Here is a 13,506-nt window from a genome sequence, read left to right as displayed (position 1 = left end):
ATTTCTTTTTTTGCAAGTCTCATTCGGCAAAAAAATACCAAAATTAGAGGGCAAAATCATCGACAGATGACTTTGCCCTCTAATCTTAGTTTGCTTATAAATCAATGATACCTATTTTACACAAGTTCAAAAGAAGCTTCCAATGTCTCATTGACATTTGGCCCAACAAACACGATAAACGCACCAGGCTCTTCTGCAAAAATCATTTCCTTCGTGTAAAATTTCAACTTCTCTCTATCCAAACAGAAGCTTACTTTCTTCTCTTCACCAGCTGCCAAAGTAACCTTTTGAAAAGCCTTCAATTCTTTAACAGGACGAACAACAGAACCCGTAACATCCTGAATATATAGTTGAACGGTTTCCAAAGTAGGACGAGCAGAACTGTTTTTCACATTCACAGAAATTGTCAATGTCTCTGTCATTTGCTCATTGCTAAGGGTTAATCCCGAATAATCGACTTTACTATAAGATAAACCAAAACCAAATGAGAACAACGGTTCATTAGGACTATCTAAATATTTTGAGACAAAACGTCCTTTATGCGTAGGACTGGTCAAGGGTCTGCCCGTTTTGAATTCACTGTAATAAAGCGGTAGCTGTCCAACAGAATAAGGGAAACTCATACTTAAACGCCCAGATGGGTTGGTTTCGCCAAAAATAATATCTGCTAAAGCATTTCCGCCTTCTGTGCCAGGGAACCAAGCTTGAAGAATCGCATCGACTTGTTCTACTTCTTTCGTTAATACAAGCGGCCGTCCACTAATCACGATCAAAACTGTTTTCTTTTTCAGCTCGACTAGCTGTTGTAAAAAGGCTTGCTGGATTTTAGGTAATGTAATATCGGTACGACTTCCTGCTTCCCCACTTTGCATAGTATGTTCACCTAAGGCAAACACGATCGTATCTGCCTGTTTTGCTAAGGATAACGCTTGTGCAAGCTCTTTTTCCTTCATTTGCTTGTCCAGACCGAGCTGTTCGATCTGATCTTTTGTCGCCCCGAATTCACCCAGAAAAGTATAGTCTTCCAACATATCGCAGCCTTGAGTATACAGAAGGTGTTTAGAATCAAGATACTTTTCAAACCCTTTTTTGATCGTCACCACATCTTCCCGCTGACCATGGACCGCCCACAAACCGATCAATTCTTGATTGTCACCATATGGACCGACTAAAAGAATTTTTTCTTTATTTGGCTCAAGCGGCAAAACATTCTTTTTATTTTGCAGTAAAACGACTGATTCAGCTGAGACTTTTCTCGCTAACTGGCGCTTTTCTTCTGTTAAAAAGACACGTTCCTCCAATGCCTGACTTGCTCCTCGATAAGGATCTTCAAATAGTCCTAAATCATTTTTCAGTTTAAGGACACGATAAACCGATTGATCGACCAGTTCCGCACTGATTTCTCCAGCCTCGATCAAAGGCTCCAGCTCTTTCGCATAACAAGGCGTTTTCATATCGATGTCTGTGGTTGCTTCGATCGCTAATTTTGCTGCTTCCCGATCATCAACTGCAACACCATGAGCAATCAATTCTTGAATCGCCGCATAATCAGAAATGATTACCCCGTCAAAGCCCCACTCCTTACGTAAAATCTCTTTCAATAAAAACTGATTTCCAGTAACTGGCACGCCATCATACGTATTAAAGGATGTCATCACCAATTGGCAACCAGCATCGACTGCTGCTTTATACGCTGGTAAATACTCTTGGCGTAAACGCCGTTCAGACATATCTACTGTATTATATTCACGTCCGCCTTCTGCTGCACCATACGCTGCAAAATGCTTGACGCAAGAAGCAATTCCACCGCCATTTAGCAAATCTTTTTGTAGGCCGGCGACCATCGCTTTCGCAAATGCAGCATTCAGCACTGGATCTTCTCCCGTTGCTTCCAACGTTCGACCCCAGCGAGCATCTCGTACTAAATCAACCATCGGTGCAAACGTAACGTGAGCCCCTGCCGCTTTCGATTCTTCTGCGGTTTGCTGATACGCCGATTCGATCAATGCTGGATTCCATGTTGCTCCCAAGCCTAAAGGAATCGGAAAAATGGTGCGATACCCGTAAATGATATCCGCCATAAACAGCAATGGGATCTTATGTCTGCTTTTTTCCATGTGACGCTCTTGGATTTCTCTTGTTTTTTCTGCCCCTGTCACATTCAACACAGAACCAACCTGGTCAACGATACGTTGATCAATCCCTAATTTTTTTTGCGGTCCAACGGCCAATTGATCTGCATGGAAAAAATCGCCAGATAATTGAACTAATTGCCCGATTTTTTCTTCCCAAGTTAAAGACGCCAATAATTCTTTCAATGCTTTTTCTTCCATTTTTTACACCTCTTCACTTTGTTCTTGTAAATAGGTTTTGTTGTCTAGACGTTTAAACCATGGATACCATAATAACGGTGACAAAATCAACTGAATCATTAATTGTAAAATAATGATAGAAATGCTGCCTTGCACCGCCGCATGGAAACCGATCGGCAGACCGAAAATTGCCTGAACGCCGACAAATCTTGAAACCAAGCCAATTTTCGTTAAAATATACGCTAAAATCAACCCAATACTGTTATTAAAAATAAATGGTACAGCCAGATCAAAATTCAATACTAGCGGTGAACCGAAAATCACTGGCTCTGTAATCCCAAACAGCGCAGGTACGATAGAAATTTTTCCGACTTCACGATACTGTTTACTTTTCGCTTTAAGCATCAGTAACACCAAGCCCAGTGCCATTCCACCAAACGTAATGATATTGAAAAAGGCTAATCCAACAATATTCGGCGGTGTTTGTCCAGCAGTCACTGCGTTCATATTTTCCACGTCCATCGCCATCCACAACGGTGTCACTAATGGAAGTATCACATTTGTACCATGGATCCCGAAAAACCAGAGTATTTGCTGCAATAAACTTAAAATGATCATTGCGCCAATTGAACCGCCGATTCCTTTTAACGGCTGTTGAATAATCGTATACACAAATTGATGCATATTTTCAAACGGCGTTAAACTAAAACCAAAATCAACTAGAATAAATAGAATACCGATCAGCACGGTTGGAATCAGCGATTCAAACATCCGTGTAACCATTGGCGGAACGCCTTCCGGCATTTTGATCGTCCAGCCTTTACGTTTGATTGCTAAAAATAAACGACCAACAACTAATCCTACGATCATCGCAGAGAACACACCTTGGGCACTTAGCCACGTTGTCGGCAAGGCAGCAACTTCATCTGCTGTTTTATCCAAAGGGGTGATCAATAAAAAACTCATTAAAGAAATAATACCTGCAGCGACATAATCCTCTTTTTCATCTAGTTTGCGAACGACATTGATCGCCATTAAAACAGAAATATATAAGGCCAGAGATCCGATGGTAAATGTATTGACTTTCCCTAATAATGAAATGACTTGCGTAAATCCCTGCAAGGTTTTCGACATATTCATAAAAACAACTAATAAGACCGCGACCGATCCAATAAAAACAGGTCCCAATGTCGACATCATCGCACCAGAAATCGCTTGTAGATAAGGATTGTTCCCCATCTTATCAAAAAATGGACTAACTTTGTCAAAAAAATCCACTAACTTCTTTTTCATGTTGCTTGCTCCTCTCAAAATAACAGTAAGCGCTTTACTTACACTTAGTATACTGACACATCCAACATAATTCTTTGCTAAATACGTCATAAAATCGGTAAAATAATGACTTTTTCTAAGAGAAATATTTTTTCCGATATTGCTGAGGAGAAAGGTTGTAATTCTTTTTGAACACATTGTAAAAGGACTTCACAGAGAAAAAACCATTTGCCATAGCAATCGCCATCACCGTCATATCGGTATCCCTTAATTGATAATACGCTTTTTCTAAACGAACTGTATTGACATATTCAGAAAAAGGGATGCCCATATATTTTTTGAAGAAACGGGAAAAATAGGCTGGATCGTAATTAAAAACCTCCGCTACCTGCTCCAACTTCAGCGCTTGATAGTAATTCTCCTGTACATAATCATTGATTTGTTTTAACCGCTCTAAATGCTTTAAGCTTTTGATTGAATGCTGTGAAGTCAAGGGGATACTGTATTCCTCTACCAATAAAGAAAGCAATGCCAAGGTTTGGCTTTTAACCAAAAGATTCGTTGCCAGCTCTTGTGTTTGATAGTTACGAAAAATTTGATTCAATACGTGCTGCATACGTCGGTCTTTTTGCTTCATAGGAATCACATTGAACAAGAACTTTTCATTGTATTGATTTTGAGTCATTTCCTGTAAAAAACGAAGCGGAAACTGCATAACAAAAACTTCATTTGGCAGCGGACTTCTAGAAGAATGAATAATATTTGAATTGATAAACAACGTATCACCAGGCTCCAGAAGATACGTTATTTGTGGAAAACGAACTTCTAAATTGCCTTTTAGACAGTACAAAAGTTCGGCACTTTCATGCCAATGTGTACTGATCAGCCGATCTGGATTTCTCGATGTAAACGAGAACAGTTTAAATGGGTAGTGTTCATTTGGAGAAATCATCTCATGTTTCATTACCATACCTCTTTCTTTTGAACAATGATAAGCAAATTATAAGCTATTTTCTCTTTAGAAAAAACGGAAGGAACCTAATGCTACTAAAAAGAGCATATTAAAAAGGATCGACCAACATCTTACTCCTGTCAGTCGATCCTTTTCTCTGCTTTTAGTCAACCTTACGTAGTTGGAAAAAGGCCGCAAATTCGCCAATCCCCATAAAAATCAAAATGCCACCAAATAATTGGAAAAGCACCAAAACACTGCTAAACGGATTAAAGGTCAACACTAATCCTGCAATGATCAAGATGGCACTATAAATCAGCATTGGCAGCCAGTTCACATTCACATAGCTTCGTAGATTGACCGCCTGTATCCCACGGCTAACACCCACGATAACGATTGCTAAACCTAAGAAAATCGGTAAAATACTTACGATTCCTTTTGCAAATACCAAAACGATTCCAGCAATCACCAAGAGCACGATCCCTCCAAGAAAACTCAAACCGTACGTTCCTGTCGCTTTTTTCACTTTAAAGCCATCGTACAAATTAAGCAGACCCATAATGGCGATATAAGCAGAAATGAAATACACCGCTGCCTGAAAAACACTTCTTGGATTAAACACAATCAGCAAGCCAAAAAGAATGTAGACGATCCCTCTTAAGAGTGCATATTTTCTTAATTGTTCCATAACATTATTCATTCCGATCCCTCCATTGTTTCATTTACTATGTTCCTCTTAATTGTATAGAATTTCTTCAAATAAGACGAGCAATAAGACCTTTCGTTCAGCAATTTTATAACAAAAAAACATAAGACATGACTTAATAGCCGTGTCTTATGTCTTCTCATCATCAATTAGTCATCTAATTCTTTTTCTAATACATCACCTGTTTGTGCGTTGATTTTAACAGACATTTCCTGATTGCCTGACTGAACTTTGACTTCCCAATACGTTGTTGATAGCTCTCTTTCCAGCGACCATTCAATTGCTTGCCCTTCACCGAAGCTATCTACAGCAATTTTTGAGATATCATCCATTGATTTAAGATTGTTTAAATCCAAGGCTTCATTGGCTTTTTCTACACCATTTTGATCTTCACGATCTAAGGTTTCTTCCCGTTCTTTCTTCAATTCTCCAGTTTCAGCATTGATTTTCACTTCGTATTCTTTCGAGTCATCCACACCTTTTATTTCATAGTAATATGTGCCAAAAGATGGGTCTAGATCTAAAGAAGTGATTGCGGTATTTGGATACGCTTCTTGGTACGCTTTGACTGCGTCTTCCAAAGTTACTTTTACCTGAACTTGATTTTTAGTAGCGTCAGCTGTTGCTGTGCTAGATGACGCTGTATTTTTTGTACTGCTTGACTCACCTGTGCTTGAATCAAACGTGATTTTTTGACTAACCTCTGTACTTGCTTTACTCTGATTGTTTGCTTCCAACGATTTATTATTGCTCGTACATCCTGCTAAAAGTACCCCTAAACCTATTGTTGCTACGATCACCTTTTTATTCATATCATTCATTCCTCTCGAGTTGTTGTTTTTATTTTTCTTTATACTAGTATCATAACAGGCAATTGTGCCTATAAAAATAAATCAACGTGAAAGCTAAATGAAGAAATCTTCATTTTTACGTATTAGGCGGAAAAGAAACCGTAAAACATGTTCCTTCGGGCTGAACATCGGTTATTTGAATCGTTCCATTATAGTGTTCAACCAAGCTTTTCACAATTGCTAGCCCGATCCCCGTTCCCGCAATCTCACTTGATCGGGACTGATCCACACGATAAAACCGTTCAAACACTTTTTCCTTTGCTTCATCCGGAATGCCCATGCCAGAATCTTCCACAGCAAAATAAATCTGTTTTGCATCAGAAGATAATCGTATACTGATTTGTCCATTTTTTTCTGTATACTTCATCGCATTCTCTATTAAATTTCTGGCAATCTGATAAAAATGCTCTTTTTGCCCAGTGATCATGATTCCTGCTTCAATCTGTACCGTTAGTTCTTGAGTCATCATCACGCTAAGCTCATCAACTGTCTGCTGAATCAATTGAGATAAATCGATCCTTTCACCTTCTCCAAAATTTTCCAGTCGACCTAATGTCAGCAACTGATTTACCAAGATTTCCATTCGCTTCGACTCTTTATCGATATAAGACAAAGAGGTTGGAATCACTTCTGGATGCTTTTCACCACGTCGCTTGATCAAATTGACATGACCCCGAATAGCCGCAAGCGGTGTTCTCAGCTCATGTGACGCATCTGTAACGAATTGCTGTTCACGTTTCAAGGACAAACGCTGTCGATTCAATAACTGATTGAACGATCTTGAAATATTTTGCACTTCCTGCGGTGTTTTTGGAACCGTCAAAACTTGTTCGTCTACGGAACTTTCCAGCTTCGTGATTTCCTCATTCATCACAACTAATGACCCGCTGAGTTTCTTAGAAAAACGATACGTAACAAAAGAACCCACTGCGATGACAACGATCGTCAGTAACATCGTTAAAGAAAAAATCCTACCGATCACTTCAAATTGATCCTCCATATCGACTAACATAGTGACTTTGCCATTGCCGTCTTCAAAGCTTCTATAAAAGTAAGGCTCCATCTCACTCGTCCATAATACCTGATCTAAAAAGAACAATTGTTTTAAACGAGGAAACTCCGCATAAATTTCCTGCGCATCTTCAGAAGAATAAATGATTGCACCTGAGTTCAATCCGACACGAATAAGATACGATGACTTATCCTGTGTGCGATAGCTTGTAAGAACAGCTTCCCAGTCTTCTTCATCCTCTGCTTCACTACGTTTAAGCGAATCTTCCAATAAAACAGCTTGCTTTTCCGTTGAATCATACAGCTCAGCAATCGTGATTCCTATGATCAAGACACTTAAAATCAAAACAGCTGAGACAAGCAGACCAATAAACCAGATCGTCAATTGAAATTGCGTTGTATTTTTTCTTTCTTGAAAAGCTGCTCTAATTTTTTTCATGATTTTTCCCTCAATACGTAGCCTACGCCACGAACCGTTTGAATCAATCGCTGATCTGCATCGTAATCCATTTTATTGCGAAGAGAGCGAATATAGACATCCACCACATTCGTTTGGCCAAAATAGTCATAGCCCCAGACGGCATTAAGCAGTTCATCTCGAGTCAATACCTCTTCCGGGCGCTTGATCAGCTCGGCTAATAGTTCAAATTCTTTTTGCGTGAGCTGAATCCTTTCTTCGAAACGTTCGACTACACGTTTCGCTAAATCCAACGTCAAATTGCTATAATGATACACCATAGCTTGCGTTTGTGCTTGCGCTGCGCGTCTTACAACGACACGAATTCGAGCTAATAGTTCCTCTATTTCAAAAGGTTTCGTTATGTAATCATCTGTTCCCGCATCCAATCCGACAACCTTATCTGTCAGCTGATCTCTCGCTGTCATCATAATGATCGGTACTTGACTCGTCCGCCTGATGCGTCTAGCCACTGTGATCCCATCATATTTTGGCAACATCCAATCCAGCAAAAGCATCGTGATTCGCTCTTGATTTTCTTCATATAAGGTCAAAGCTTGTTCACCATCTGCGGCATACAATACTTCATACCCTTCAAAACGAAGCTCCTCTGAAATAAAATTAGCTAAGCTCGCTTCATCTTCAACTAATAAAATGACTATCTCGTTCATTTCTCCACCGCCTTTTTTATAGAGTACCCAGTATTTTAGACCAGGTCAATCAAATCATGATGAAAAAATCTTCATTTTCGTAGTTAAACAGGATAGAAAAGACGGAACACAACGCTATACATTATGCTCCGCCTAATTCAATTAGTCAGTCTTATTCATATTTTTGATCTTTCTTTGCTTGTTAAAGGTGACCAGACTGCATACTAACAGCGAAAAGAAAATATACTTCAAATAGCTTTTCATCCCCAGCATGATCATTAAATAAAAAATTCCTAATAAAGCTTCTATACTTTGGACATACATAGCAACTAAGCTGCCAACTAAAATAGTTATCATAAGAATACAAGCTAGACAAGATAAAATACCGGATAAAAAAATCGTTACTAAAAAAATAGTTCGTTTTGATTTTTCTATGCGTGGATTGAAATGTATTTATGTTCATATTTTTAAATTGCAAACCTAACAATTATGCTCTGGATTTACTTTTTTACTTTCATCAGAATTTCTAAAAATTGTCCTTTTATCTAGACATATTTGACAAAAAGATTTTTTCATTTTTATTCTTGACTCAACTTTTTATATAAGATAAGCTAACTTTAGAAGCCAATTTAGCATGTTTCACATCAAAACCCCATCACTCGTCCAAGTGATGGGGTTTATTTTTGGCTCTCAGTCGCTTCCAATTATCAAGCCAATGTTTGAAAAGTGCTATGACCATTCCAACAATAAGAGATTGTTTTCTTATTCTGATCCATTGGTGAGTTCTGCTTCATATAGTTGATAAAGTACATCTTGACGACTTCTCAACAGCTCCTTCGCTTCTCCTACTGTGAGAGCATTGGGGTCTGTCTCAGAATCTACTTCAACTAAACGATCATTATCGACCATTTTTCCTGTAAGCATCGATCCATCTTTTAAAGCAACGATTTTTGTGGTGTCTTCATGATCAAAAAATAATTCATCTATTCCTTCATTTGTGTAACCAAAACGTTGATAGAGCTCTTCGTCACTTAAGTCATACAAAGAAACAGTTAATAGTCCTGGCGCTTTTTTATATTCAGCTCTTGGTTTGTGATTGATTGTTCCTGTCGTGCCTGTTTGTTTAGAGTTTGGTTAGGAGTTTCTTTCCAGCCATCCGAGTTTATTTTTACGGCAATACCGATTCCGCCTGCAAGTACTAACATGGCCAACATAAGTAATCCTTTTTTCAATACGTGCTCTCCTTTTTATGTTTGTCTTTTTCTTGATTATAGGCCATCATCTCTTACATGACAACCGAACTTACAGAACATCACTTTCGATTTGTCTAACTTTTTTTCATTGCTTCATAATAGCCTAACTTATAAAAATCATACCATTGAGCAATTTCTGCTTCCGACATTGCTTGAAGTGCAAGCAAGACTTCTTGGGCAAACTCTAAATGTCCCGTTCCATTTGCTGTGATGATATTTTTATCTCTTACTGCCTGAACGTCAAGATAATGATTTTCACCTGTATATTTTTGCCCAGCATAGGCTTTTAGATCAGGCAATTGATTGCTCGTATGCTTCACTTCGTTTAACAATCCTAGTGTTCCAGCATAAACTGTAGCATCACAAATTGCTGCAATGATCGTTCCTTTTTGCTCTGCCTTTTTCACTAGACTGGCTACTTCATCCGCTACATTCGTTCGCCAAGATTTTCCGCCGATCAATATAAGTGCTTCAAAATCGATTTGTTCTGCTTCCGCAAGTGTATAATCTGGTAAAGTGGTAAAACCACCCATCGAATGAACAGGCTGTTTTGTATTCGATACAGTTTTGACGGTAAAATTTTCCAGCTGATTGAGAGCTGCCGCTAGTGATGCTGCCTCCCAGTCGGCATATTCTTCTAGTAATACAAATAAAATTTCTTTCATGATTGAGTCCCCCTCTATTAAACTGAACTTATCATACCTTAAAAGAGTGACAGCTGTTTGTCAGCATTTATAAAAAATAGTCATCCGATAAAATTCGTCTGAAGAAATTGTTCATTCAAACTTAAATACATTTACTTATAAAAAAATATTGCAATCCTCACAACTGCAATACTTTCTAAAAACCATCTTCTTACAAAATAATATTATCCTTCAACATCTCCAAATCCTTAATCAAAATCTTCCGATCCCGTATCTTGATCGCTCCTAATTCTCTCAATTGCTGCATCATCCGATTCACACTACTAGCGGAAGTGATCCCGCAAAAATGAGCGATTTCTTCATTCGTCACCACAAAATCGATCAACAAGCCTTCATCTGTTTCCACTCCAAACGTATCATACAACTCATAAATTTGTGTACAAACTGCACCAAATTTTCCGTTCATCAGCATTTGCTGCATCTTTTTCATCGAGTACATCAACCGCACACGGTAATAATCTTTCACATACATCTGTAAGTCCTTGCTCTTATTGATATCCTTCCAAAACTGTACGCGGTCGATCTGATACAATTCAGCCTGCTCCGATTCTACGCGTATATTGAACGGCGCATCAATAAACTGGGAATATTCATCTCGTAACAGAGAAACGATCTCTAAACTATTGATATAACGCAAATTAAATTCACGTCCATCCGGCGAAATCACACTGGTCTTGATAATACCGCTTTTTAGCACATACGCATAACGATCTTGTAAACCTTCATACGTGAGGTAATTTTTTCTCTTTTTTACGACGACTCTAAATGAGTGATCATCTAAATATTCTTGTAACACATGACTATCCATTGCTGCCGAACTCCCTATTTATTTTATTGTCATTCTTATTTAAAAGGATATCACATCAAAAAACAATAACAAATGTTAATGACTTTTGTTGTATTTTTATGTGTTAAACGTTTTTTATCTACAAACTCGCATTTTTTTCTTCTATTTTTTTTGTATAGTATCACCTATAAAAAGCTTTCAGAAAATTAGTTGTAATTTCATTTTTAGCTATTAAAGAAAGAAGGATTTACGGAAAATGTCGGAACAATCAAAAGAAAAATTATTCAACAAAGGCTTCATTAGTATCACCTTGATCAATTTCATCGTTTATTTAGTTTATTATTTACTGATGGTGATCATCGCAGTTATCGCGCAAGATACTTTGCATGCTACATTGGGACAAGCAGGTCTCGCATCAGGTATTTATATCATCGGGACTTTGATCGCTCGGCTATTCATGGGGAAAACCTTAGAATTGATCGGCAGAAAGGCTGTCCTACGATACGGTGCCTTATTTTATCTCGTAACAACGATCGCTTACTTGTATATTCCAAGTATTGGTGTTCTTTATTTCGTTCGTCTGCTAAATGGCTTTGGCTATGGTGCTGTTTCTACCGCAACGAATGCGATCGTTACAGCGTATATTCCTAAATCTAGACATGGTGAAGGAATCAATTATTATGGCTTAAGCACAAGTTTAGCTGCTGCCATTGGACCATTTATCGGGATGGTCTTGCTAAATACGATGAACTTCTATTTTATCATTCTATTTTCAATCATTCTGATTTTACTGACTACGATCGCCTGTTTTATTTTCCCAGTCAAAAATATTCAGTTGACGCCTGAACATCGGGCAAGTTTATCACGCTGGAGCTGGGATAGCTTTATCGAAAAGAAAGTTCTATTTATTTCATTTATTGGTTTTCTAATGGGCTTATCTTATTCTAGCGTTCTTTCTTTTCTTTCATCCTATGCAAAAGCGATCGACCTTGTGAGTGCCAGTTCTTTCTTCTTCGTCGTGTATGCGTTAGTAATCACAGCAACACGTCCACTCTCCGGCCGTATTTTTGATGCTCGTGGTGAAAATGCGGTGATGTACCCTAGCTTCATATTCTTAACGGGGGGTTTACTTTTCTTGAGTATAACGACAAGTAGCTGGATGCTATTCGTCTCTGGCGGATTGATTGGTTTAGGCTACGGTACGTTTATGTCTAATGGACAAGCAATTTGTTTAAAAGCTAGCCCAACCAGTCATCGTATCGGGATTGCTTTGTCGACTTATTTTATTGGCTTGGATCTGGGCTTAGGTGTCGGACCTTATATTTTGGGAGAATTACGAAGCTTTCTGACATTTCAGGAAATGTATTTTACAGCAGCGATGATTCCTGTTGCTTGCACGATTCTTTACGCACTATTTTATCGGTCAAAAGCAGTTGATTATACGATGAACCCAATTAAAAAACTAGAAGAACAATAATATTTTGGAGGAATGATCATGAGTACAGATGAACGTATGCTTGAAGTGTTAGAACAAACTCTTATAAAAATCAATGAATTAAATAAACGTTTGAGCCATATCGAACATGACTTGACTTCTATGGATAATTACCAGTTGAGCATGAGTCATTATGCAAAAGAAATAGAATTAGCAGCAGAAAATAATAACATCATGGGTTAGTAAGAAAAAGGTTGTGGTATTGCTCTTCGAGCGATACCACAACCTTTTTTTCTAGAATGCCGGTGTCAATGTCTCACTATATTTTGTTTCTAAAAGCTCTCTGACTTTGTCACTGGTCATAGCTTTTTTCAATGCTTTGATTTCATCTGAATCTTTGTTGTCTTCACGTGCGACCAAACTGATCGCAAAACGTTCATCGACTTTTTCCTCTAGTAAAATCGCATCTTTTGGTGTTAAACCGATCTTCGCAATATATGTTGGGTAATTATAGACCATGGCAATATCTTTTTCATTATAAGCTTCTGCTAAATTCAACAAATCCACAGATACCCATTCAAACTTTTTAGGATTTTCAACAATATCTTTGATCGTTCCATTGAAGCCTACGCCATCCTTTAATTTGATCAAGCCAGCCTCATCCAAAATTGCCAATGCACGACCTTCATTGGACACATCACTTGGTAAAGCAATTTTGGCTCCTTGCGGCAAGTCTGCAATATCTTTATACTCTTTAGAATAAAAACCAACTTTTGCATTATAAATTTTTTGAACGACAACTAAATTTCCATCTTTTTCTTCATTGAATTTTTGCATAAACGGTTCGTGCTGGGCAAAGTTTGCATCGATTTCTTTAGCATTCAGCAACTCGTTATACTGAATATTATCGTTCACTTGCACCAACTCTACTTTATACCCATCTTCAATATTTTTTCCTGCTAATTCAACGACTTCAACGGTAGAGGGAATGTGTGAAGCGACTTTGATGACTTTATCTTCTTTTTCCGTTGAATTTGCGTCTTTCTTTTGTCCACCACATCCGACTATTACCAATCCCGCAACTACTAACAAACTGATCCATAACTTTTTCTTCAT

Annotated in this window: 15 protein-coding genes; 2 read left to right on the top strand and 13 right to left on the bottom strand. The window is 38.1% G+C overall.

The window, feature by feature from the left end:
• Positions 1-116 precede the first annotated feature (116 nt).
• The 12 genes from bglX to CC204_RS16065 all read right to left on the bottom strand — a co-directional run bounded on the left by bglX (position 117) and on the right by CC204_RS16065 (position 10,976).
• Entirely contained in the window at positions 117-2,333 is a 2,217-nt protein-coding gene (gene bglX, locus CC204_RS16115; RefSeq protein WP_088271099.1) for a beta-glucosidase BglX, read from the bottom strand.
• 3 nt (positions 2,334-2,336) lie between these two features.
• Positions 2,337-3,605, bottom strand: a complete 1,269-nt coding sequence (locus CC204_RS16110; RefSeq protein WP_088271098.1) for a PTS sugar transporter subunit IIC — start codon at positions 3,603-3,605, stop codon at positions 2,337-2,339.
• 115 nt (positions 3,606-3,720) lie between these two features.
• Entirely contained in the window at positions 3,721-4,548 is an 828-nt protein-coding gene (locus CC204_RS16105) for an AraC family transcriptional regulator (protein ID WP_162288362.1), read from the bottom strand.
• A 151-nt stretch (positions 4,549-4,699) separates the two neighbouring features.
• On the bottom strand, positions 4,700-5,236 hold the full coding sequence (locus CC204_RS16100; protein ID WP_088271096.1) for an HdeD family acid-resistance protein: 537 nt from the start codon (positions 5,234-5,236) through the stop codon (positions 4,700-4,702).
• Positions 5,237-5,391: 155 nt separating this feature from the next.
• Complete coding sequence (locus tag CC204_RS16095; RefSeq protein ID WP_227011181.1) at positions 5,392-6,054, bottom strand: PepSY domain-containing protein; 663 nt, start codon at positions 6,052-6,054, stop codon at positions 5,392-5,394.
• Between the two features lie 115 nt (positions 6,055-6,169).
• Complete coding sequence (locus tag CC204_RS16090; RefSeq protein ID WP_088271094.1) at positions 6,170-7,543, bottom strand: sensor histidine kinase; 1,374 nt, start codon at positions 7,541-7,543, stop codon at positions 6,170-6,172.
• On the bottom strand, positions 7,540-8,232 hold the full coding sequence (locus tag CC204_RS16085) for a response regulator transcription factor (RefSeq protein ID WP_088271093.1): 693 nt from the start codon (positions 8,230-8,232) through the stop codon (positions 7,540-7,542). Before CC204_RS16085 ends, CC204_RS16090 begins: the two co-directional genes overlap by 4 nt.
• Positions 8,233-8,866: 634 nt before the next feature.
• Positions 8,867-8,950, bottom strand: a complete 84-nt coding sequence (locus tag CC204_RS21835; RefSeq protein WP_120308913.1) for a hypothetical protein — start codon at positions 8,948-8,950, stop codon at positions 8,867-8,869.
• Positions 8,951-8,973: 23 nt separating this feature from the next.
• Positions 8,974-9,255, bottom strand: a complete 282-nt coding sequence (locus tag CC204_RS16080) for a hypothetical protein (protein WP_088271092.1) — start codon at positions 9,253-9,255, stop codon at positions 8,974-8,976.
• An 8-nt stretch (positions 9,256-9,263) separates the two neighbouring features.
• Positions 9,264-9,443 carry a hypothetical protein gene (locus CC204_RS16075; protein ID WP_088271091.1) on the bottom strand — a complete coding sequence of 60 codons (180 nt, stop codon included), beginning with the start codon at positions 9,441-9,443 and terminating at the stop codon, positions 9,264-9,266.
• A 95-nt stretch (positions 9,444-9,538) separates the two neighbouring features.
• Complete coding sequence (locus tag CC204_RS16070) at positions 9,539-10,129, bottom strand: type 1 glutamine amidotransferase family protein (RefSeq protein ID WP_088271090.1); 591 nt, start codon at positions 10,127-10,129, stop codon at positions 9,539-9,541.
• A 190-nt stretch (positions 10,130-10,319) separates the two neighbouring features.
• Positions 10,320-10,976, bottom strand: coding sequence for a Crp/Fnr family transcriptional regulator (locus CC204_RS16065; RefSeq protein ID WP_088271089.1), 657 nt, complete (start codon positions 10,974-10,976; stop codon positions 10,320-10,322).
• 235 nt (positions 10,977-11,211) lie between these two features.
• Here CC204_RS16065 and CC204_RS16060 point away from each other — a divergent pair, with 235 nt between their 5' ends.
• Entirely contained in the window at positions 11,212-12,432 is a 1,221-nt protein-coding gene (locus tag CC204_RS16060) for an MFS transporter (protein ID WP_088271088.1), read from the top strand.
• Positions 12,433-12,450: 18 nt separating this feature from the next.
• The gene (locus tag CC204_RS16055) at positions 12,451-12,633 is read left to right on the top strand and encodes a hypothetical protein (protein WP_088271087.1); all 183 of its coding nucleotides are present in this window, start codon (positions 12,451-12,453) and stop codon (positions 12,631-12,633) included.
• A gap of 51 nt (positions 12,634-12,684) precedes the next feature.
• Here the strand turns inward: CC204_RS16055 and CC204_RS16050 are convergent, their stop codons facing one another.
• On the bottom strand, positions 12,685-13,506 hold the full coding sequence (locus CC204_RS16050; protein WP_088271086.1) for a MetQ/NlpA family ABC transporter substrate-binding protein: 822 nt from the start codon (positions 13,504-13,506) through the stop codon (positions 12,685-12,687).

Source organism: Enterococcus wangshanyuanii (assembly GCF_002197645.1).
Lineage (GTDB): Bacteria > Bacillota > Bacilli > Lactobacillales > Enterococcaceae > Enterococcus_L > Enterococcus_L wangshanyuanii.
This window is presented reverse-complemented; position numbering and strand designations above follow the sequence as displayed.

Excerpts from the sequence above, each read along its gene's own strand:
- CC204_RS16050 (WP_088271086.1), bottom strand. The coding sequence starts at position 13,506 with ATGAAGAAAAAGTTATGGATCAGTTTGTTAGTAGTTGCGGGATTGGTA.
- CC204_RS16060 (WP_088271088.1), top strand. The coding sequence starts at position 11,212 with ATGTCGGAACAATCAAAAGAAAAATTATTCAACAAAGGCTTCATTAGT.
- CC204_RS16055 (WP_088271087.1), top strand. The coding sequence starts at position 12,451 with ATGAGTACAGATGAACGTATGCTTGAAGTGTTAGAACAAACTCTTATA.
- CC204_RS16090 (WP_088271094.1), bottom strand. The coding sequence starts at position 7,543 with ATGAAAAAAATTAGAGCAGCTTTTCAAGAAAGAAAAAATACAACGCAA.
- CC204_RS16065 (WP_088271089.1), bottom strand. The coding sequence starts at position 10,976 with ATGGATAGTCATGTGTTACAAGAATATTTAGATGATCACTCATTTAGA.
- CC204_RS16100 (WP_088271096.1), bottom strand. The coding sequence starts at position 5,236 with ATGAATAATGTTATGGAACAATTAAGAAAATATGCACTCTTAAGAGGG.
- CC204_RS16085 (WP_088271093.1), bottom strand. The coding sequence starts at position 8,232 with ATGAACGAGATAGTCATTTTATTAGTTGAAGATGAAGCGAGCTTAGCT.
- bglX (WP_088271099.1), bottom strand. The coding sequence starts at position 2,333 with ATGGAAGAAAAAGCATTGAAAGAATTATTGGCGTCTTTAACTTGGGAA.
- CC204_RS16070 (WP_088271090.1), bottom strand. The coding sequence starts at position 10,129 with ATGAAAGAAATTTTATTTGTATTACTAGAAGAATATGCCGACTGGGAG.
- CC204_RS16105 (WP_162288362.1), bottom strand. The coding sequence starts at position 4,548 with ATGAAACATGAGATGATTTCTCCAAATGAACACTACCCATTTAAACTG.
- CC204_RS16095 (WP_227011181.1), bottom strand. The coding sequence starts at position 6,054 with ATGAATAAAAAGGTGATCGTAGCAACAATAGGTTTAGGGGTACTTTTA.
- CC204_RS21835 (WP_120308913.1), bottom strand. The coding sequence starts at position 8,950 with ATGGTCATAGCACTTTTCAAACATTGGCTTGATAATTGGAAGCGACTG.
- CC204_RS16110 (WP_088271098.1), bottom strand. The coding sequence starts at position 3,605 with ATGAAAAAGAAGTTAGTGGATTTTTTTGACAAAGTTAGTCCATTTTTT.